Here is a 21,622-nt window from a genome sequence, read left to right as displayed (position 1 = left end):
GTCGTCAGACGCAGGACAGGTTGAGCTGTTCCATACTGCGCTCAAGCATCAAAAGGGACCACAAACTTGTATGGTGGTCCCTTTTTTCATTCAGATGCTCATCAATCATTTTCTGGATGGCCTTGCGGCTGAACAAACCTGTGTCGAGAAGCCGCTCATTTGACGACAGCTTTCTGACCTCACCTGACAGTTCCTCCCGCAACCAGACCGCGGCGGGAACGTCAAACCCCTTTTTCGGTCGGTCGATAATGCTGTCAGGTACAAAGTTGCGCACGGCTTCTTTGAAAACAGCCTTACCAATCCCGTCTCTGATGCGCGCTTCGGGGTCGAGCCTCAAGCCCCATTCGACAAATTTATGATCAAGGATAGGTACCCGCACTTCAAGCGAGTGTGCCATGCTTGCCCGGTCAACCTTGGTGAGTATGTCGCCGGGCAGATAGGTTTTGAAGTCTATATACTGAATAACCGAAAGCGGATGAGCGTCTGCAACCTCCGCCGCCAGTTTCTGGAAGCGTTCCTGCGGGTGGTACCCAAACAGGCGGTTATTCATTTTCTGGCTGTAGAGTTTCAAACGCACGCTGTCCGGTGTCTTGCTGACCGACTGAAAGTAGGCCTCGGCCGATGATCGCGCCAAGGCTTCAAAAGTTGATTTGGCCCTCAGGAAACGAGGAGCGCTATCAAACTTGGGATAAACGGCAGCCAGCGCAGAGAAGACGGGCCTTCTGAGCCCCAGTGGTATACGTGATCGCAGTTCTTCCTCCAGCATATGAAAGCGGTGTCGCCTGTAACCGGCGAAAAGTTCATCACCGCCATCACCCGAAAGCACTACTTTTACCTTTTCACGGGCGAGCGCACAGACACGGTATGTCGGCAGCGCCGACAGGTCTGCAAAAGGCTCGTCATAGACGCTCGCCATAATATCCAGCAGCGAGCTATCCTTGGCGGAGACAAGGCGCATGCGATGATGGGTACCGAAATGGTCCGCGACAAGCTGAGCATGGCCACTTTCGTCAAACAATGGATCATCGGAACCGATGGAACAGGTCTCGATCGGGTCCGGATTATTGCGGCTCATCAAGCCAACAATGGTACTGGAATCAAGCCCGCCTGAAAGGAATGCGCCGAGCGGCACATCAGCAATCATACGCAGCTTGACGGCCTCCTCCAGCCTTTCCAGCAGCTCCTCTGGCTGTTCGTCAGCAACCGCCGGGGTGACCACGTCAAGCCGCCAATAGGGTTTTTGTCGCTGCTGGCCAGTATGTTTGTTGACGGTGAGCGTGTAGCCCGGTGACAGCTGCTCGACGCCGTCTAGAATTGACTTCGGGTCCGGTACGTAGCCAAGCGCCATATAATCTTCAATGGCATCAATACGCATCCGGCGACTGACACCGGGATACACCATCAGCGCCTTCAGCTCCGACCCAAAGATGAAAGTACCGTCGGAAAGGTTCGCAAAATATAGTGGCTTGATGCCCAGCCTGTCCCGACCGAGAAACAGTTCGCCGGTCCGATTATCCCATATCGCAAAAGCAAACATGCCGCGTAAGCGGGTTACGCACTCCTGCCCCCATTCAAGATAGCTGGTCAGCAACACTTCAGTGTCACAGTGGGTTTTAAAGTGGTGGCCCAGTGCCTCAAGCTCGCGCCGGAGTTGCTGGAAATTGTATATCTCGCCGTTGTAGGTCAGCACCACCCGCTCATCGGGACTGAACATGGGCTGATGGCCGCCACTGACATCAATGATGGAAAGTCGCCGGTGGCCAAACGCTACCCCTGCGCCAAAGAAGAAGCCGTCATCATCGGGGCCACGGTGTGCAATCTGGTCTGTCATCAGGCGAAGGGCTGGTTGATCGACCTGCCGTTCGCCCACAACCATGACACCCGTTATTCCGCACATATAGCTCGTCCCTCTGCGTTCCTCAGTTGCTTCCATAAAAAACTATCCGCCGGGAATGTCGACAGGAATTTTTGCAACTGAGCGCGCGCCGCGTCGATATCCTCAGACATGTCCGTCGCAATGATTAGCTCGGCACCGTTCGCGGAGCGCCCCAATAACCGCGCCTTGCCAAACGCCGCCTTGGCACTTGCGACCGAGCCCCTGAATTCGCCCCCGACATAGAAGGCTCGCCATACCAGCAGCCGCTCACGCTCGCGCCTGAGCACCGCTTCCCGGTAGTTTACATCCTCGTGAGTAATATCGCGGGTTGGCGCGCCCCCCAACTCCAACCAATCATCGCGCAACGTTGTATGGGCGGTTTGTATCAGCCGGTGGTTTTTTCTGTCCGGTGCCACCATTGCCACATAGACCGCAATACGCTGCCCCCCGTGTCGATATAAAAATGTCTCACTCGCATCAACTTTCTGCAGACCATACGGCTGTTGATTTATCAGGTCTGGCAAGGGCCGGTATCCACAATCATCGCACAAGGGTTGGGCAACCGGCGCAATATTGCATATCAGTGCGCTCTCCGTCCCGGACATCCAAAGACTGGCGCCCAGGGGTAAAAATGCGACCAGGAAGAAGACGCGGGGTTGCCAAACTGACCAGTTTACGGGTGCCGTTGCGACTACTACCTGCTCTGCCCGGTCTGAAAACCGGTAGGCGCCGATGATCAGGATAAACAGCACGATGCTTAAAAACACCCAGCCATACACAATATGATCGATGCTTTTGGCAAAGTCCTGGTCCGTCGCCTCAGCGATCAGCAATATAGTGAAGACACGGATAATGTTAGCCACAACTGGGACAATAAGAGCTGCCGTCAGCATTACAGCCCGCCTGTCCCAACTTTTAAACGCCAGATGACACAACAGCACACCTGTGACGACGCTTGCAAAAAAGAACTTAAGTCCGGCGCAAGCCTCCGCCACTTCATAAAGCCCGCCTCGCAGGCGTATCAGCACGCCCTCCGCTTCATGAGGTACACCCACCACATCCAATAGCCAGATAACTGACTCCGCAGTCACCCTCTGCAACGGGTGTACCAGCCCCCCACCAACCGGGATCACCAGAAACAGAAACAACATCGGAAAGAGTATCTGGCGATAAACCGCGGGGCCATACACCATAATCACCAAGGCCTGCAAGATTCCCACAAGCGCAACATGCTCAAGAACACGGGCTTCCAGCGCGGCCCCCAACATCCAAAGCAGTACGGCCAGCAAGACCAGCGACGCGGCGCGTCCATACGCTTGCGGCGGCGGTATGGCTGCCTCCGTGATGCAACGCCAAACCAGCCATAGGGTAACAACGGGTACAGTGACGCCATGGGAATAAACGTCTCTGTTCCATACGATATAAAATATATGCTCTAAGGTATCTTGCCAGGCAAAACACACAAGCCCCACACACGCCAGAAACACCATATTTGGCAACAGCCTCACATCGCCAAGCTTCACTGTCTGTTTCCTCTCAACGCTGTCTCGATCACCTGATCCAGATTTTCACAGACATTTTGCCAGCAATGATGCGCACAGACAAAATCTCGCGCGGCATCGCCCAGCTTTTGCCGCAACGGCGGGTTTTCCAACACTCGGGCAACATTAAAGGCGAACGCCGTGGCATCATCGGCAACCAGAAGCGCCTGCCCCGCTTCCGCCTCTATTCCTTCATGCGCACCAGAAGTGGCAACAACGGCCTTTTTCATGGCCATGCCTTCCAGCACCTTGTTTTGGATGCCACGCGCCGTCAGCAGCGGGGCCACTACAACCTGTGCTCCGGCAATTGACTCTGCCATATCATCGACATAGCCCAGCACGCGAACCCCCGGTTCGCGCGCCAGCGCATTCACCGCCGAAGTTCTCGGGCCACCAGCAATGGTAAAGATTGCGTCCGGCACGCTCGCCCGGACAGTTGGCCATACCTGACGTACAAACCATATTGCGGCTTCGATATTTGGCGCATAATCCATGGCACCGGTAAATATCACCTCGGGGGTGTCGTTCTCCTTGGCACGAACCCTTGCCGGGTCAAAATAGTCCAGATCGACACCGTTCCTCACCGCTATCACACGATGCGCCACATCGGGCTGCAATTGCGCACGAAAAAAAACAGCTTCTTTTTCACTAACCAGCAAGGTGGCATCAGCCTGTGCGGCCAACGCCTGTTCATAGACTGCCAGCTTCACACTTTCTCGCCGGTAGATCCAGCTCATCGGCCACCTCGCGCGTGGCGCGTACATGGCCCATTTGGCACTATCGACATCAACAAGGTCAGTAATAGTAGCCACAGCTTCGGTTAAACCATCAACAATGGGCCCCGTTGCACCGGAAGAGAGAAAAACGAGGTCAACCTCGCCCGCGCCCAACAGCTTTTGTGCATACGCACGCAACCGGCCTGCAGGATAGGCCGACAAGGTCAGTGGGCGTCCATCCAACAACCCGCTGACCGCCCTGATTTTTTGCCACCGTTTATCAACGCTTTCAACGCAAACGCTTTTTGCCAACTTTGCAAAAATATCAATATGTGCGAGGTCCGCTTTTTGGTCGACATAAAACCCGACATGCACATCATGATTGGCAAACAGGTGCTTCAGGAAATGCCAACTACGGATTTTATCTCCCTTGTTCGGTGGATAGGGTATCCGGTGCGCCAAAAATAATATCCGCGCCATCAGCCTACCCCAGATGGCGGGCCAATATCGGCCCTAACCTGTTGGCTATCGCAAGCGGCAACTGTTTCCAGACTTTGACCATAAGCGCATATTTTCCATTCTGTGGAGACAGGTTCGGCACGTCCTCCCCCGGCGCAAGCCGGCACTCATAGGCCAGTTCCTGCGGCTCAAACCCCCAGTTCTTCTTGAAGGAATACGGGCCGCTATCCACCTTGCTGCGGCCAAAATCGAAGCGCTGGATGCCGCGTTTCCGCGCCCAGCACATCAACGTGTAATACATGAAATCATGGGCGCCATACCGCCGCGCACCAGGCGAGCCGCCCGCGTAATATGGCAACACCGTCTTCTCGTCATAAAAACTGAAAAGGCTGGCGACGGGCACACCATCAGGGGCCTTGATCAACTGCATACATGTATTGTCTGGAAACTCATGTGTGAATGCGCTGAAGAGCTTCAGCGGGAACACCGGTGTTCCCAGGTTTCTAACGCTTTCAGCGTAGAGGGAGTACACATCCGCAATATCTGGCTGCCAGTTGCACGTTAAATCATTTGCCAGAGCCTTGCGCACCACGGCGCGCTGCTTCCTTGGGATAGCCAACAGTACAGCGTCATCATCCTCCGACGGAATATCGCGGATAAAGGTCGCCGATTTGCCGCCCAGGCTATGCCATCCCGGCGTGTCGTCGTGGTCTGGTGTAATTGTCCGGTTTTCAAAAAAACGGATGCCGGCCTTTTCCGCCATGCGCCACGCAGCGTCATATAACTGATCGCGGACCCCGTCAGACCTATATAGCGCGCCACCATATACCGCGAACATGCTGGAGATCAGGGCATTGCCGAACAGCAGACTTTTTCGCATGCTCAAAGGCAACACGCCAACCACAGTGCCACCGTCGTCAGCGTACAAAAAGGGGCATTTGTGGCCCGTGCCGGCTTCCACGGCAAACTTCCACCCCGCACGGTGACAGAAGGTGCCCTCCGGGTGGGACTGTACGTACCTGTCCCAGACGCCCATGCTGCCGCGGTCAAGTTCCCGTATTGATATCGCCATCAGCCGCCATCCCTGATCGGCGCCACGACCGCATCCCGCATCGGCTTCCAGCTATGTCTGGCACAAAGCTTTCTGAGTTTTCCCGGTAAGGCGCGCTGGCCGGTGTAATGGCGGAAACGAGAGAGCCATGGAGCCTTTGCAATGAATGGCTGGCCAGGGTCTATTTCCCACGGATGCATGTAAAAAACACCCGGACTACCGGTCTGTGCCGCACCGCGCCGAAGCAATCCTTCGCCAAGCTGGTAGGGCAACAACCTGAAATATCCCCCACCGGATGCGGGCAACGCACGTCCGGCAAGCTTGCAGACCGTCATGGGGACTTCCAGGATACGCCCAGACCCGATCGGCCAAAACGGACGACGTGGCGCATTCGGCATACCGTAGTGATCTGTCTTGAGCGGATAGAGGCTGGACGAATAGGTAAAACCAGCCTCCTCCAGCACTTCGTAGGCCCACCAGATATCTGCCGTGAGGGAAAAACTCGGTGCCCTATAGCCAGATACCGCAGCGCCCATGGCATCTTCAAGCAAGCCTTTGGCGCGGCCTACGTCCTCATGAAATTCATGTCTGTTGAAGCGGAAGATACGTTCATGGTCCATGCCATGACAGGCGACCTCATGGCCCTCCTTGTGGATAGCCGAGATAAGGAGGGGATGTCGCTCCGCAACCCACCCAAGGCAGAAAAAGGTCGCCTTTACGCCGTATTCGGAGAGCAGGGAAAGTATACTGTGGCATTGATGTTCGACACGGCTTTCAAGCCCTGGCCAGTCGTCGCGGGAGAGTGTTTTTTCAAACGCGCCAACCTGAAACCACTCTTCAACATCGACAGAAAACACATGAACGTCTTCATATCGCACGTCGGCCGGGACTTCCTCGGCCTGGGCATGAGGGGGTGTTACCCTATTTGTCATCCTTGGCGCCGCCGCCCGCAAGATTTGACATCAAGTCAGTTAGCCGGCGAAGTGTCTCATCCTGATTTTTCATCATGGACTCCAACTGATCCAGCCGGTTCTCCATTTCCTTGACCTCTTTGGTGTTTTGCTTGGCTTCAAGCGGCACCGTCGAATCATTCTGTCTGTTCACAGGCGAAGGGCGGTGCGGCAACGCAGAGGATGTCGCCGTAACCTGCCTAGTATCACTGGCCATGTCAGAAACCACAGCGTCGATTGTATCGCCGTCTATGGTATGGACCTCTTCCAGAGCGCCATACAGCAGCACCCGAGAACACAGTGTATTAAGCCGGCGCGGCACCCCGGCGCTATGGCGGTATATTGCCTCAACGGCATCGGCGGTAAAACAGGGGTCGTTATCCCACCCAACAAGGCTCAAACGGTGCTCAATATAACCCGCGAGTTCCTCTTCCTCCATCGGTTCCAGATGGTGGGTTGCAATAACGCGCTGGCGCAACTGCTCAAGTTCCGGTGCCGAGAAAATACGCTCGCGAAATTCCGGCTGCCCGACCAGAAAACTTTGGATAAGCGCCTTGTCGCCTTCCTGAAAGTTGGACAACATGCGCATCTCTTCCAGTGCTGCGTTGGACAGGTTCTGTGCTTCATCAACCACGAGCAGCGCACGCCGCCCCATGCGAAACTGCTCGCGCAGGAATTTTTCAAGGCGCGCCAGCAGTTGACCCTTGTCTTCAGCCTGCGCATCAAGGCCAAACGCTGCCACCACACTCCTGAGCAGGTCCTCAGCACTCAACTGGGTGCTCACGATCATGGCCGCGATATATTCGTTGCGATCAAGAGTTTCAAACAGGTGGCGTACAAGCGTGGTTTTACCGGTGCCCACGTCGCCGGTCACAATGATGAAACCCTCCCCTTGGTTCATGCCATAGGTAAGGTAAGCCATCGCCTTTTTATGGGTGCGCGAGCTGAAATAAAAACGCGGGTCCGGCGTAAGCTGAAAAGGCCTGCCCTGAAGATTATAAAAACTTTCGTACATGCTGCCCCTAAAATGTCCCTCGAAGATGTAACGTAATCGCGTTTTCCATCAAGTCACTGCCTGGCTGATTGCTTAATCGTTGTGTATGGTCTGCCGAGACCGTCACCTTGAAATAACGCGAAACACTTCGATTCCACTGTAAGTTTCCTACAATGTAGTTGTCTACCTGAAGCTGGCTGGCAAATCTACTCTGCCGATAAGAAAAAACGCCAGTCAAATTGGTGGTTTTATTGATTTTATGCAGAAATCCAGCCGATGCCCCCCAACTGGAAGATGTGCCACTATCATCATCATAGGTTCGCCGTTCCCAGTTGCCGCTTATGTAAACCCTGCCCCTTTTCCTCAGCAATGACAGCAAGGCGGTAGCGTTCTGTCGCCTAAAATCAATGTCAGTCAAGGTGAAGGTCGGATCGCGTTCATCAACCGGCAACCCGTTACCATCCGTGATCCCCTGATTTTCATCGAACTGATATCGCTGCAAATTATCGTTCAATACGATTGAATCTGAAGATAAGGTATCCGTGTAACTGCCTGAAAGATTAAGCCGGGCGGTAAAGAGATATTGCAGGCGCGCTGTCCAGGTTTTCCGGTTTCCCACTTCCCCGTGCCGTACCGTCATGTCAAGTTTGCGGCCGGGAGTCCAACGGAAGCCAGCTTCCCAACCCAGCCCTTCTTCGCTCAACGTGTCTGACTGGAAGTCGTTGCTACTGCGTGATATTTCACCAACGATCGAGAAATGCCGGTTAAATTTATACCAGAGTTCAGCCCCTGCCTCCTCGGTCCGGAAGTCATTGACGTCAAGGTTGCGGAGTATTCTTGTGCTGCGCGCAAAGAGCCGCCATTCAAGGTTATTGAAGCGCTTGCCAGAGCCCATGGATGCCTGAAGTTCGTGACTTTGACTATCCGAAAAATTGGTCGTCAACGTCTCGTCATCCAGGTTATCTGCCGGGGTAAGGGTAAGGCCATAGCGATAATTCACCCGCCAATCGGCAAAATCGCGCATGCCACCCTTCATCAGGGCACTTCCCGTATAATTTTGCACCAGCCGGCGGTTATCACTTCGGTTGGCAGCACTATGCGAAATACTTGCATTCTGGCTGAGAAAAACCTGCTGCAGGTTGGCCCGGGCATTCATCGAAAGATGGTTTTTCCAGATCTCCGCATCCAGCACACCAAACATGCTGTGCCGAAGGTCGGTGTCCCCATCATTCAGAAAATAATAATAATCGAGCGCGTAATCGAGTGCCCCTTTGAGCCTGCGCCCCTCTATCCGAGTGTTGAGCCCTGCAGAAGCATTGAGCACGGTACCGCTTTTTCTGTTGGCGTTGGTCAAATCGACATTGTCGGACCACGTAACCTTGCTTTCCGCCCTCGGATCGATCCATACATGCTGCGCAAATGCAGGAGCGGCACCCATAGCATGAGCCACCAACAGCGTCAAAAAACCACTGCAAACTTTACCGGTTACCTGCCCCACAAAGTGCGATCCTTATCGACCCCCGTACCCATAATAGGACGCAAACTTCTTATTGCTGCCGCTAAAACGGGTCTTATTCAAAATAAGATTAATATTCTCGCAAGAGCTAATCATGCTCAGGCTTTCCTTAATCTGTGGTTCGGTCGTTTTCTCGGCTTCAATGACAAAGACCGTTTGCCCCATGTAAAGCGCCAGTACCGAAGCAGCCGAACTCGCCAAGACCGGCGGAGAGTCGAAAATCACAAGGCGGTCAGGATAACGAGAACCAATTTCCCGCGCCATGGTTTCCATGCGGTCACTCGCCAACAGTTCTGTCGTCAGGTTATGTTGGCGCCCGGCAGGCAGCAAGACGAGGTTGGGCACACTTGTGCGGATGAGACAACTGGCCAGGTCGATTTCCTCATCGGCCACCACATCCATCAAGCCACGGCCACCACTGACCCCCAGCCGGTTCAAGACTTCCGGTTTGGAGAAGTCAGCGTCAACCAACAGCACGGTTACGTCCTGCTCGGTCGCGATGGAAAGAGCAAGGTTGATGGCACAAAATGTCTTGCCTTCACCCGGGCTTGAGCTGGTGACAAGGATAACGTTACCGTTGTCGATCTTCTTGTCACCCTTGGCAAATGCATTCAGCAAAATCGAGCGCTTGATGATACGGAATTCCTCCGACATCAGGTTTGGGGGCATATCAGGTGTGATATAGCCTGCCTCGCGAAGTGCCACGAGGTCGACCTCCTCCACCTTACGTTTGCTGGCCGCTTTTTTCTTCGAGCCAACGCTGCTATCCGCTTTTTTCCCCGGCGCCAGACCACTCTCGACAGCCTCGGCTTGCGGCTTCAGCCCGCCACCTGCCTTCAGGGGGCCAGCTCCCGCCGCTGCGGCAGCTTTTTCAAACGCGCTTTCCTTCGGCTCCGGTTTGGCTTCCGCCCCTTCCTGCTCGCGCAGCTTACGCGGCGCGCCAGGCTCGCCAATACCTCGAAAACTGTTGGCCGGCTTATCTTCGGTCGCCTCAGGGTTTAAAGATGATGGGTCCGGACGGCGCTCTTTACGGTCCGTAGGATTGCCAATACCCACGCCGATCGCTTTTGAGTTGCCAGACTTGGCCGCAGCGCGCTCAACAAGCGAACTGGGCTTCTCACCCTCTTTTTTCTTTTTCTGTTCTGCGCGTTCAATCAGATCCATCGGACAATCCACTCATTACCATCAACTTGCCGAAAGGCCGCCAAAAATGTCAAAGGCGAGAAATGCGGCGAAAATTATCATCAGCAACATTGTTGAACCAGCAAACGCCAGCAGTTCAATACTGCGCTGCCTGTTTTCCTGTTCGGACAAGGTCCTGGTCACGTTTCCCAGTACCGGCATATCAAAATGCCCGCGCAACTGTTCCACTGTAATCACCACGGGTCGCAACTGCGACAAAACCAGAGCCACACCAAGCCCGGCAAAAATCCCGCCTACCAACACCGCTGTAAAAAACAATAGACGGTTAGGGCCGCTGGGGCTTTGTGGTGTAATTGGTTCCTCAACCACCCGGAGCGACATAGCCTCATCGGTCGCTTCCACGTCAGCACGCAAGTCCAGCGACTGTTTCTGTTGCACCAACTCTTTGTACTGACGCTGGATAGTTTTATAATCACGGTTCAATCGGCTTTCTTCAGCTTCTATCTCAGGAACCCGTTTCGCCTTCTCTTCCATTTCCGCAACGATATTGCGTTGCTCGCTTTCGCGCTGCTTGAGCGTCTCAACCGACGTTTTTGTCTCAATAATCTGCAGCATCAACTGTTCGTACAGACGGTTCGGTGTTTCCGTCGTCAGATTGGAGTTGCGCCCAGCTTCTGCAGACGCGGCTAGTTCCTCGGCCAGCGCAGCCTGCTTTTCCTTGAACTCCGCCTGCAACGCTTCAATCTGGCGGCTGACATTGACAACATCAGGGTGTCGGTCTTTCAGCCCCAGTGTTTTAAGGGCATCGTATTTTTTCTGCAGATCGGAGATGCGGTCCTCAAGCGGATCTTTATCTCCGCCGCCTCCGGAACGGCTCGAACGCGCTTCCCGAATGGTCGGCGGTACGTTTTTGATATTTGCTTCAAGTGTTTGCAGCGTCACCTGATTTTCGGCGATGGCGTTCCGTGTCTTGCGCAACTCGTTCTTCGCGCTATCCAGACGAGTCAAAAAGCTGCCCTGCCCGCCAAGATACTCGATATTGTCCTGCTGGAACTTCGCCTGCCGGGTCTCGGCGTCACTCAACAATTTGCCATATTCCTGAATACGCTGGTCCATAAATTCAATCGCGCTCTCGGACTTCTGGGCCCCCTCCTCGGTGTTTCTTTCAAGGAAGAACGACAGCAGGTTCGCGACAACCCGCCGTGCCACTTCCGCGCGCTGCCGGTCACTCAGGCGGTCGTCGTCAATCTCGAACTGGATGCGAAACATGCCCTCTTCCAGGGATACAATACGGATATCCCGCTGGAGGTCAGCGACAAGCGAGTCCAGTTCCTTGTCGTCTTTTGCCAACCGGTCCAGATAGTCTGAACGGCGGATGATTTTCTCCAGGTTCGGGCGTGTGACGAGCGTACGCCGGACGATGTCAACCTTGCGACTGAGATCAACATTGATGCCCATGTCCTTGGCGATCGCAGGTAGAATGGTCTCTGTGTCGACAAACACCTGAGCCGACGCCTGATATTTATATGGCATTGTCGACACAAGCGCCCACCCCAGCAAACTGACAAGCCAGGTTGTAAACAACATGTACCATCGCTTACGCCAGATGCCGTAGGCGATGGTTTTAACCTGTTGATAAACGTCGTGCAGGCCGCTCTGTGCTGCCATTAACTCTCTCCGTTCAGCTACTCACACCGCAAGATAACATACTTACAGAATGCTCTCCGGTATAATCAGCACGTCACCCGGCAGAATTTTAACGTTCGCCGAGATCTCACCGTCCTTGATCAATGATTCAATTTTTAGCCGATATTCCTTTTGTTCCCCGTCTTCAAAGCGAATAAGGGATGCCCGGTCGCCCGCGGCAAACTCGGTCAACCCCCCGACCTGGATCATCACATCAAGCAGGGTCATATTCGCCCGGTACGGTAACGCCTGTGGGCTGGCGGCTTCACCCACAACACGCACCTGTTGTGAAAAAGGGCCAAAAAACGACTGAAGCATAACGGTAACGATTGGCTGCTGGATATAAACATTCAGTTGTTCTTCAATATCGCGAGACAGCTGGCTGGGCGTCTTACCCGTTGCGGGCAAATCCTCGGCAAGGGGAATGGATACCCGTCCGTCAGGGCGCACCGTTACGGTTGTCGACAATTCCGGATTACGCCACACATGGATGTATAATCCGTCACCGGGACCAATGACATAATTGGGGCCAGGCCCTTCATCCGGCGGCACAAAGGGTGCTGGTGGCAGCATTGCGGTTGGTCCGCAACTGGCCAATGCACATACCATAAAGGCGGCGCAAAGCACCCGAAATCCCTTTTTCAAAATCGTCGTCACGGTCGGCTTTCCTTTAAACCCTTGAAAAGTAAGTCAAAAGACTTGACAGCTAACATATATTTACTATGCCAAGCGACGCAGCGGAAAATCAAGACAATATTACGGGAAACTCCGAAAATCAGGGATTTATGCCTGTGTCCAACCAGTCATCCTTCCCCGCCTTCAGCCACGTCATTTTCCATTACTTCCTCGCCTGTAAATGCGGTCAGATCATCATTGCGCAGCGCCCAATATATAATAAAGGCATTGAGGCCGCAGAAAGCAAAAAAATATATAGATTCCATAGCCCTAACCCCAGTTTCACTTTAATTTCGGCCGATTATTCTCACACACTATCACATAATTTGGTTAACAAAGAGCATCCAATCCTGTGCGTTGTGCCAGGCAGCCACCCCAGATATTCATTCCCATGTCGGGTATTCATCCCCGGTCACGGACATAAATATACGTTCTTGCGCCAACGATATTTCCCGCCAGCCAAACGACAGCGCATAGTTGCGTGTGCTCCCGCGGTCCGGCGGATCAGCAAACAGCCGCGCCATAGCGTCCGCATATGCCTCCGGGTCGTCGCCTTCGACAAGCGCCCCGGCTTCGGGCACCGTCACGAGATCCAAAGCACCGGCAACCGCCCGCGACACGACGGGGGTACCACAAGCCATTGCTTCGAGAAGGACGTTCGCCCACCCCTCCCGTTCAGAAGGTAGTACAAGCACATCTGCCGCGGCCATGACCCCGGGCATGTCCGCAGGCGCCACCTTGCCGAGAAATACTGTACGGTTAGCTATGCCCCGCGCTTCGGCCCGTTGCCGCAAACTCGCCAATAAAGGCCCCTCCCCGGCGACAACAGCCGTTGTATCTGGTCCCAGTTTCGCAACAGCGTCGATGAAAATATCCACACGTTTTCGCGATATGAGCCAGCCAGCATATAGTGCCACCGAGCCTGTCCCCGCCCATTTCGCGCGTATTTCCTGTCGTGCGGCGGGCGAAAACTTTTCCGCATCAACACCATTTCGGAGCGTCGTGACCTTGGCGGCTTTTACCCCCATTGTCAGCAGTTCGTCTCTTAACGAGTTGCTTACCGCGATAACATGAGCGGCATCATCCGCAGCTTTTACGATGCGCTTTCCGGGGCCCTTCATACGGGCGATTTCGGTCACATCGCTTCCACGCGCCGTCATCACCACCGGCAAATCAAATTTGCGTCCGACCACTGTTGCCGCAACAGCGTCCGGGTACAGATAGTGGGCATCGATAAGATCGAATTTTTTACCGGACCTCAAAAGGCCACGAATGCAGCGTTCGCCCGCCCGCGCCAGACTGCCGGGTGTAAATGCCATACCCACCTTCGGAAGGACCAGAAATCTTGGATGAAACACCTCGACCCCCGCGCGTATTTCACGCGCCGGGACGGCTGCATAACGGCCGTAACGCCCCCATATGCGCCCACGGAACGGAAACCATGGCACAGGAGCCACCACGGTTGCGGTGTGTCCAGTGTCCCGAAGAAAATGCCGCAGGCGATTTTCGACAAACACCCCAAGGACAGGGTCAACCGCATTCGGAAATAAGCTGGAAAAGACAAGAATATTCAGCCTCTTATCGGTCATATCTCATCTTATTCCAGAAGTGTTATCTGCCGATTTGCATCGTCTGCTTCTTCAAAGTTCGGGTCAAGGCGCACTGCCTGCCGAAGGGTATCAAGCGCCAGACCACGCCTGCCCTGCGCAAGATAGGTCATGCCAAGGTGATACCTGTATAGTGCGACGGAGGGAGCCCGTCGGCTAGCCTTTGAAATCGCTTTTTCCGCAAGCTCAGCGTCTCTGTTTGCCTGCAACATTACCCAACCATAGATATCAAGGATAAAGGGATCTTCTGGCATAATAAGGTACGCGCGTTCTGCCAATGGCACGCTCTTTTTATTACCCAGACGAAGATATGCCCGGGCAAGACGGGCAACAACATGGGCATCTGCGACCCCGGCACGCAGGACTGCCTCATATTGGCTCGTGGCAGCCCCAGGCAAACCCGCTTTCTCGAGCATATTGCCAAGCGCCATACGCGCGGCACGATCGCCTGGATACGTCTTGACATAGTCCTCCAGCACCTCGATGCCCTTTTGGCCGCGGTTTTGACGCTCGTAAACCGAGGCCAGTCCAATCGCCAGATCGGAAGTTGGCGCCCGTTGTATTGACGCTGTATATGCGTCAATCGCCTCATCATAACGCCCTGCGGCGACAAGAGCGTCGCCAATCACGCTTGATTTTATATCATCCGGCTTCAGCGCCGGATCCAGCTTTGACAATACAGCCAGCGCTTCGCCATATTTGCCGGAAAAGGCATCAACAGCAAAAAGATACCAAACAATGCGTCCCTGGTCTGGTTTGTTGAATTCCGCCTTCTCGGCGCGGGCAAAGGAAATCTTGGCCCCTGTGTTCAAGCCCAACGCCAGCAGAGCCCTGCCGTGAAGCATGTGAGCCTCACCGTTATCCGGGTTGAAGGCCACAAATCGCGAAAGCGGCCTGACTGCCAGTCGCGCCTGATTGAGGTCAAGCAACAACAACCCCATCCGCTTCAACAGGTCAGGCCTGTCCGAAACCAACACTGCGGTCTCACGTGCTTGTTCTATCGCGCGCGCTGTCTGCCCGGCAATCGCAAGGGCCTCGGCATAGTCAGCCTCCATATCGGGCGAGCCGGGAATGACCCGAATAGCTTCTTCAAAGTAGGAAACCGCTTCTTCACCCTTCTTCTGGCGCAACAGCACCCGCCCCAGAAGGGCTTTCGCGCGCGCATCAGTCGGTTGGGCTTTCAATAAACTCTTGAGATCCTTCTCAGCGTCCGCATATTGCTCCAGCCGGACCTCTGCCAACGCCTTGTTGCGCGTAGCGGTATAATAGTCGGGATTTTTCGAAATCGCCTGCTTGAAGCTGTTTAAGGCCTGCGTAAAGTCGCCCTTTTGGTACTCAAGGGTGCCGCGCATGTTGTATCCAAGTGCACGGTCTGGCAACGCGGCCAGTATTTTATCAATTGTCAGCTGAGCACCTTCATAATCGCCGGAACGCAATTGGATCCCTCCAAGCACCCCAAGCTCGCGTACATCAACCCCTTCGGTTGGGGGTTGGGTCAGAATTGCATTCGCGGCCGACGTGCTGTTACCGGCGACAAAGCGGGCCAGGGCAAGCTTGCTGGCCAAGCCCTTGAGGACATCGTCTGGTGTTTTGCTCTCCTCTTCCGCGAGCAACTCATAAAGGTCGTGGCCACGCTTCGGCTGCCCCGCCGCCATCGACGCAGCGGCAGCCATCGCTATCACATTAGTGTCCGGCTTGCCCGTCTCGAGAATTGGTTCAAGCACACGGTATGCGGCCTGCGCGCGTTCCTGTCGCAGGTAGGTTCCCGCGAGAGCCATCCTCGGCGACAAACTATTCGGAAGGGTCTGTATCACGCGCTCCAGATTACTCGCCGCCACCGAATAGTGCCCGAGCTGGTAGGCCAACAACCCGCGTATATACATGGCCGGCAAATAATTTTCGGTAATGTCCCTCGCCTTGTTCAACAGGCCATAGGCCTGCTCAAACTGTCCACGGCTTGCCATGATGACGCTGGAAAGGTAAAGCGCCATAGGATAGTTCGGCGCCACAGCATACACACCGTCCAGATACTCTTCGGCCTCTTCCAGCGCGCCACGATCAACGCTGATTGACGCCAACTCAAGGTTTGCCATGATGTTTGCAGGGAACAGCCGCCGCGCTTCGATAAAGTGCTGCTCTGCTTCGTCCATTTTACCGGTATAGCGTGCGACAAGGCCCCACGTATAATGCACCATGGTATTGTTCGCGCCATACTCCGCAGCGGACCGAACAAGCTCCGACGCTTTATTCAGGTTCCCTTCCCGCATTTCAAGCCGGGCAAGACCGAGGTATGCCTGAAAGTTCTCAGCATCGTGCTGACGTGCCAGTTCATAGTTGCGCCGCGCCTCACGCATGTTTTTGAGGGCAAAGTTGGCGTCCCCGGCGATGATATAGGCAACAACCTGTTCGCTTTGGGAAATTGTCACGCCGCGAATGGCAGCAAGCGCGTCCGCATATTTTCCCTGAAGTAGCAGCGATTTAGCGAACAGTATAGCTGTTCCTGCATAGTCCGCCCCCAAGCGCCGCGCCCGCTCAATACTCGCTTCCGCAGCGATGCCCGCACCGGTTTCAAGATAAGCCTTTGCCAAAAGCAGATACATTTCACTATCAGCCGCGTCACTGCTTTGCTTGCGCAAAAGAAGCTTCAGCGCCGTCTCATACTGCTGTTGTTCGAACAACTTGCGGACATCATCATACTTCTCCTGCGCAGCAACTGCAGGATTGAGTACCGCTCCCCACACCGCCGCGATAACGGCAATACGGGATACTTTACGGGTAATTCGATTACGCATGATGTTAAAGTGCCGTGCCATTATTACCTCGCGCCAGTGGGGAAGAGTATTACCCTAACAGTTTGAAGGATAATAAGAAGGTCCAAAAACAGCGAATAGTTTTTGATATAATACAGGTCGTATTCAAGCTTTCTGCGCGCATCTTCCACAGACGCCCCGTAAGGATATTGTATCTGCGCCCAACCGGTAATGCCCGGCTTCACACAGTGCCGCTCACGGTAAAACGGAATCTGCTCTTCCAGTTGAGAAACAAAATACGGACGCTCAGGCCGGGGACCCACAAAACTCATTGCGCCATTCAATACATTCAGGACCTGAGGAAGCTCATCGATGCGTGTTTTCCTGAGAAAGTTCCCTATGGGTGTTACCCTCGGATCATTCTTTTGTGCCCACTGTGGAGAACCGGAAGCCTCTGCATCCACCCGCATGCTGCGGAACTTCAGCAGATCAAACGAGGTGCCATTTAACCCGATACGCTGCTGGCGGTAAAAAACCGGCCCGCGGCTGGTAAGCCTAACCAGAATCGCAGCAAAAACCATAACCGGAAACGTGATGGTCAGCAGTAGCAAACTGGTCGCTATATCAAGCAACCGTTTGCCCAGCCGCTCGATCCCGGTGCCTCCACGAAACCCGTCGGAGAAGATAATCCACTCAGACCGGACGGAGTTCAATTCAACATAGCCCCGCACCTGTTCATAAAAAGACAGGCGGTCCTTGATTTCAATGCCCGCAAGCTTGCAGGCGATAAGGGCTTCAAGCGGTACGGAAAGACCATCCTCGTCGTTAGCCAGGATAATCATCTCGACTTCGCGTTTGATTGCGTAATCATCAAGCGCATCGATATCGTCCAGCACCAAGGCGTTGACAAGCGGTGTCGTCTCGCCCGGCAGCACAATGACATCAACGATATTGAGCCCCGCCTCGCGGGCGTTTGACGCATATTGCTTCAATTCCTTTGCCAGTGCTCCCGCGCCGAGGATTAACACCCGGCGGCCCACAAGCTCAGTGTTCCCAAATAGCTGAAACAGGCCATGGACAGTGAATAAAGAGGCAAACGAGAACACTAGTGCCAGTAGCAGAATAGAACGCCACAGCGGCAGCATAGGCAGGAAATACAGCAACGCCGACATAAAAATGCCCGCCGCAAACAGCCCCACGGCCAGTCGAATGCTGAAAATTCGAAAATCCTGCATCGCGTCGGAATGGTAGGTCCCGACACCCAGAAGCGCGGATACGGACACCAGCGGCACAAGGAGCTTGGCAGCCCATGCCGCAAGACCGGTCGCCAGTCCTATTGATTGGTCAATGGCCGCATATCTGGCGATCTCGGCCAAGACCACACAGCCGGCGATCAACCCAAAATCAACCAGGGCAAGCGTTAACTTAACTGTCGATACATAGTGGCGAAAAATCCGGACCATACGATGCCAATAAACCCCTGCCCCAACAATAGTCTCCCCCGTGCTCAGCAACCCTATGCGCTTGCAGGCGATTGTTCAAGCTATTGTGTGGCCGGTCTAATTTCGAACATCGCAGTAGTTCGGCTGAACAACGCAGGCCAAGCAGGTCACTTAAAATGTGGGACGCTGGGCAGCAAACAGGCCAATGCCAGCAGCCTTGACGCCACAGGCACCGAACACCCCGGCCCCACGCCTACCGGCTGGTTAATAAGTGGCACCATGCCCAGCCGCAACAGCATTTCCCGTTGCACCCCATTCTCAGGCGCTGTGACCCTGACATGGGCACACGATCCTGGCATCGTCGATTCAAGGACCACAACAGCCGCGAGCGGTGACCAGCCCTCAATCAGCATTGGCAGGCGGCGGCTTCGTGTCGCAACAACCGCGCCAACCGCGCCAGCAATCTCTCGCCCGCCAAAACGTCGAAGCGCTTCAAGAGCATCAAGTTTCTGGCCGACTGCCTGGTCAAGCAGATCTTGGATTTTATGCCGCTCCTGGTCCTGCAAGGACAACAGGGCCGGGTCATCGAGCGTCATTCCTGTTACCGCCATAATAGTCGCAATCGCATGGACTGCGCCGCCCGGCGCAAGCGCCGCCAGCCCCAGCAAGTCACCGCCTGACGCGGCGGCCTCCATGCCAAATGCAACAGCTGCCATACAGTCTGCCTGTTGCCAGTCGGCCTTTGGGTCATGCGGCATCTGGGGCGCCATCTCGAGGGCACGAAGGCCGATACCGCCATCCACACACATCAGATTAACCGGCGCGCGCCCTTTCGCGGTCGCCGCAATATATCCAAGCACATCTTCGGGCGCTCCCGCGCCTTTATAGCTGGAGGCCAGCAGACAGATATGCACGTCCTTCATGGCAGGAGCGTCGCGCCCCTGCCAGGAGGCCAGCCAGCCACCCAGTTCCACCAGCCCCTGATCATCGGTAAAAGCCTCGTTGATACAGGCCTCGCTGAATTTTCGCGCTGCGCACTCATCTGCTGGGGGAAGTTGTTCGAGGATTGCTCGGAGGTCTTCAAACGGCTGGCCTGTTAACATGTTGTTTATACCCTGGTTTTATACTGAAACTGGTTTCGTGCAGCTCAAAGCCCACGCTTGTGGCATGCTATACTGCAACATCAAAGCCCGGGCTAATGAAAATATGTTTGGCGCTGTCTGCACAAGCGGCTAAACTACAGACAATTCTACTTAAATTTTGCCTGCGGGGTAAGGGTAACAGGATGTTCAAAAGCAATAGGTCGTTGGTCATTTCCACGTTGCTGACCGGTACTGCGGTCGCCACAGGCACATTGATCTATGGCATGTATCAGCAAGACGAGGAACTCAGTATCCTTGATGACACCTTGCCTCCGGTCATTGGTAACGGTGTGCTTCCTCCGCCGGCGACATATGCGATGACCACACCGCCGCCGGTGGAAATTCCCGGCATTCGCAGGCTGAGAATTGTAAGGCCGGCCCTTGCCAACCCTGCGGTGACAGGATCAGATGCCGGTGTCCCGGCCGACGGCACGACAGCCCAACAGGCAACAGATTTTTACCTGACCGGCACCCGCAGCGCCGACCTCATTCGCTCGCCTGTTGAAGCCAGGATTGAAACCTTCCCGACCGTCACGCTTGAGGAAGCCGTCGAAGGCGCGCTTGCGGTAGACGAGTGGGGATTTCAGGTTGTCCAGTCATACCTCAATCAGGCGATGGGGGATGATGAAGCACTGAAAGTCCGCATGGAAGCTCTGCTTAATAAAATTGAAGAAGCAGCGGGGGACTACGATCTCGCGACAATTTCCGACGCAGCCAACCTCATCATTGAAGCAGGTGCCCGGACGCACTGGACTGCCTTTATGGCGCCCTTCGTACTGGACGATAACTTCAAACTTACAGAAGGCGCGATGGGCTGGGATCTTGGGCCAGCGAGCCGAGAACCCTATGACAAGTTCACCCGTGTCCCTGCCGACAGCAAGATGCTGGTTGGGGAGCAGATGTCGGACGAGGCCGCTGAGGCGGGTCCATCCATCTTGTCAAACGGTGTGCACAACGTAGAACAATTTGTCGCTTCCAACATCCCGAATGGGCGGTACCGTGTCGTTATCCTGACAGCACCAAGGCCAAATGGCCGGTCACCACTTTATCCGTTTGGCGTTGACGTCAAGCGCAACGGCGGCAATGTCAACCTCGTTGACACCCGTGCCACTGATGATCTCGTACCCGTGATGAAACTAACGACGGGGGGCCCTGGACGCTTGTCAGACGCGCCCGCCAAAGGCGAGCCCAGCAGCAAGGGTACACCCGGATCAGAGCCCACAGCTCATAACTCCGTTCCAGCGTTTGATTACCAAATGTCCGCGGCGGCAGGCGGTCAACTGATCGCGCAAAAAGCAAGCGACCTGCCCCGCATGCCAGGCCTGGGCCTGGGCGGCGGTGCCATTGCCAGCTTCAGTTCGTCAGTCTTCAGTATCGGCGGGGCAAAATCACTGGATGACTTTGGCCCCTTCATGCAAGCGGGTGATGGCGGGGCTGGCGGCTCGTCAGCCGGCCACATGCTGGTAACGCGCGCCGAAGTTACCGATGGAACCCTTCGTATCAGCTTCCGCCAGCTTGGTGGGCAGGATACATATATCACCGCTGTCATTATCTATCCCGAACCGGAAAACGATATTGAAGAAGAGCTGGCGGAGGAAGTCGCCGACTTCATTGAGCGTATCGCCCCTGCTGCCGGTCAAAACATATCGGTTGAAAGTGTCCTCGGCATCGAAACGCCAATCATTGACCCGGTCGCGGTGTTTGCTGACAATTCCGGTGGCTTGCCAACACCGGAGGCACAAGCTGCGACACCCACACCACAAACTGGCACACCGTCGCCTGAGCCGGAACCTGAGCCGGATCCGGAACCACAGCCCTCGCCGACGCCTGAACCCACCGTCGAGGAGCCAGTTGACACACCCGATGACCTGACACCTGACTTGGGGGAAACTCCAACAACGGCACCACCTTCGACATCGCCTCCTGCAACTGATCCTCCGGCCACATCGCCCCCGGCGACAGACCCGCCGACAACGCAGCCGCCAACAACGCAGCCGCCGACAACGCAGCCGCCGACAACGCAGCCGCCAACAACGCAGCCGCCAACAACGCAGCCGCCAACAACGCAGCCGCC

General features: G+C 55.0%; 14 protein-coding genes and 1 pseudogene. 1 reads left to right on the top strand and 14 read right to left on the bottom strand.

Features of this window, described 5'->3' with window-relative positions; all coding sequences use genetic code 11:
* Positions 1–4 precede the first annotated feature (4 nt).
* The 14 genes from OEU85_RS10835 to OEU85_RS10770 form a co-directional block, all read right to left on the bottom strand.
* Positions 5–1,897: an XrtA/PEP-CTERM system amidotransferase gene (locus OEU85_RS10835; protein WP_262691497.1), complete on the bottom strand. Its 1,893-nt coding sequence runs from the start codon at positions 1,895–1,897 to the stop codon at positions 5–7.
* Positions 1,885–3,399, bottom strand: coding sequence for an exosortase A (xrtA, locus tag OEU85_RS10830; protein WP_262691496.1), 1,515 nt, complete (start codon positions 3,397–3,399; stop codon positions 1,885–1,887). Before xrtA ends, OEU85_RS10835 begins: the two co-directional genes overlap by 13 nt.
* Positions 3,396–4,613: a TIGR03087 family PEP-CTERM/XrtA system glycosyltransferase gene (locus tag OEU85_RS10825; protein WP_262691495.1), complete on the bottom strand. Its 1,218-nt coding sequence runs from the start codon at positions 4,611–4,613 to the stop codon at positions 3,396–3,398. Before OEU85_RS10825 ends, xrtA begins: the two co-directional genes overlap by 4 nt.
* Positions 4,614–4,617: 4 nt before the next feature.
* Positions 4,618–5,664: a FemAB family XrtA/PEP-CTERM system-associated protein gene (locus OEU85_RS10820; protein WP_262691494.1), complete on the bottom strand. Its 1,047-nt coding sequence runs from the start codon at positions 5,662–5,664 to the stop codon at positions 4,618–4,620.
* Positions 5,664–6,575: an XrtA system polysaccharide deacetylase gene (locus OEU85_RS10815; protein WP_262691493.1), complete on the bottom strand. Its 912-nt coding sequence runs from the start codon at positions 6,573–6,575 to the stop codon at positions 5,664–5,666. Before OEU85_RS10815 ends, OEU85_RS10820 begins: the two co-directional genes overlap by 1 nt.
* A complete protein-coding gene (locus OEU85_RS10810; RefSeq protein WP_262691492.1) occupies positions 6,565–7,608 on the bottom strand; it encodes an XrtA/PEP-CTERM system-associated ATPase in 1,044 nt (347 codons plus the stop codon). Before OEU85_RS10810 ends, OEU85_RS10815 begins: the two co-directional genes overlap by 11 nt.
* A gap of 7 nt (positions 7,609–7,615) precedes the next feature.
* The gene (locus OEU85_RS10805) at positions 7,616–9,085 is read right to left on the bottom strand and encodes a TIGR03016 family PEP-CTERM system-associated outer membrane protein (RefSeq protein WP_262691491.1); all 1,470 of its coding nucleotides are present in this window, start codon (positions 9,083–9,085) and stop codon (positions 7,616–7,618) included.
* A 12-nt stretch (positions 9,086–9,097) separates the two neighbouring features.
* Positions 9,098–10,267 carry an XrtA-associated tyrosine autokinase gene (locus tag OEU85_RS10800; protein ID WP_262691490.1) on the bottom strand — a complete coding sequence of 390 codons (1,170 nt, stop codon included), beginning with the start codon at positions 10,265–10,267 and terminating at the stop codon, positions 9,098–9,100.
* 21 nt (positions 10,268–10,288) lie between these two features.
* Positions 10,289–11,914 (bottom strand): XrtA system polysaccharide chain length determinant, encoded by a 1,626-nt coding sequence (locus tag OEU85_RS10795; RefSeq protein ID WP_262691489.1) that lies wholly within the window; start codon positions 11,912–11,914, stop codon positions 10,289–10,291.
* Between the two features lie 42 nt (positions 11,915–11,956).
* Entirely contained in the window at positions 11,957–12,541 is a 585-nt protein-coding gene (locus OEU85_RS10790) for an XrtA/PEP-CTERM system exopolysaccharide export protein (RefSeq protein ID WP_394805414.1), read from the bottom strand.
* A 449-nt stretch (positions 12,542–12,990) separates the two neighbouring features.
* A complete protein-coding gene (locus OEU85_RS10785) occupies positions 12,991–14,196 on the bottom strand; it encodes a glycosyltransferase (protein WP_262691487.1) in 1,206 nt (401 codons plus the stop codon).
* An 8-nt stretch (positions 14,197–14,204) separates the two neighbouring features.
* A complete protein-coding gene (prsT, locus tag OEU85_RS10780; protein ID WP_262691486.1) occupies positions 14,205–17,027 on the bottom strand; it encodes an XrtA/PEP-CTERM system TPR-repeat protein PrsT in 2,823 nt (940 codons plus the stop codon).
* A gap of 2 nt (positions 17,028–17,029) precedes the next feature.
* Positions 17,030–18,427 (bottom strand): TIGR03013 family XrtA/PEP-CTERM system glycosyltransferase, encoded by a 1,398-nt coding sequence (locus OEU85_RS10775; protein ID WP_262691485.1) that lies wholly within the window; start codon positions 18,425–18,427, stop codon positions 17,030–17,032.
* A gap of 146 nt (positions 18,428–18,573) precedes the next feature.
* On the bottom strand, positions 18,574–19,509 hold the full coding sequence (locus OEU85_RS10770) for a nicotinate-nucleotide--dimethylbenzimidazole phosphoribosyltransferase (protein ID WP_262691484.1): 936 nt from the start codon (positions 19,507–19,509) through the stop codon (positions 18,574–18,576).
* A 182-nt stretch (positions 19,510–19,691) separates the two neighbouring features.
* Here OEU85_RS10770 and OEU85_RS10765 point away from each other — a divergent pair.
* Positions 19,692–21,622, top strand: a pseudogene (locus OEU85_RS10765) (hypothetical protein); the annotation flags it as partial.

This window comes from Kordiimonas aestuarii, from assembly GCF_025574465.1.
Lineage (GTDB): Bacteria > Pseudomonadota > Alphaproteobacteria > Sphingomonadales > Kordiimonadaceae > Kordiimonas > Kordiimonas aestuarii.
This window is presented reverse-complemented; position numbering and strand designations above follow the sequence as displayed.

Bases quoted from the DNA above. Each gene is read 5' to 3' on its own strand.
- OEU85_RS10835 (WP_262691497.1), bottom strand. From the start codon at position 1,897: ATGTGCGGAATAACGGGTGTCATGGTTGTGGGCGAACGGCAGGTCGAT.
- OEU85_RS10825 (WP_262691495.1), bottom strand. From the start codon at position 4,613: ATGGCGCGGATATTATTTTTGGCGCACCGGATACCCTATCCACCGAAC.
- OEU85_RS10820 (WP_262691494.1), bottom strand. From the start codon at position 5,664: ATGGCGATATCAATACGGGAACTTGACCGCGGCAGCATGGGCGTCTGG.
- OEU85_RS10815 (WP_262691493.1), bottom strand. From the start codon at position 6,575: ATGACAAATAGGGTAACACCCCCTCATGCCCAGGCCGAGGAAGTCCCG.
- OEU85_RS10810 (WP_262691492.1), bottom strand. From the start codon at position 7,608: ATGTACGAAAGTTTTTATAATCTTCAGGGCAGGCCTTTTCAGCTTACG.
- OEU85_RS10800 (WP_262691490.1), bottom strand. From the start codon at position 10,267: ATGGATCTGATTGAACGCGCAGAACAGAAAAAGAAAAAAGAGGGTGAG.
- OEU85_RS10795 (WP_262691489.1), bottom strand. From the start codon at position 11,914: ATGGCAGCACAGAGCGGCCTGCACGACGTTTATCAACAGGTTAAAACC.
- OEU85_RS10790 (WP_394805414.1), bottom strand. From the start codon at position 12,541: ATGGTATGTGCATTGGCCAGTTGCGGACCAACCGCAATGCTGCCACCA.
- OEU85_RS10785 (WP_262691487.1), bottom strand. From the start codon at position 14,196: ATGACCGATAAGAGGCTGAATATTCTTGTCTTTTCCAGCTTATTTCCG.
- prsT (WP_262691486.1), bottom strand. From the start codon at position 17,027: ATGGCACGGCACTTTAACATCATGCGTAATCGAATTACCCGTAAAGTA.
- OEU85_RS10775 (WP_262691485.1), bottom strand. From the start codon at position 18,427: ATGGTCCGGATTTTTCGCCACTATGTATCGACAGTTAAGTTAACGCTT.
- OEU85_RS10770 (WP_262691484.1), bottom strand. From the start codon at position 19,509: ATGTTAACAGGCCAGCCGTTTGAAGACCTCCGAGCAATCCTCGAACAA.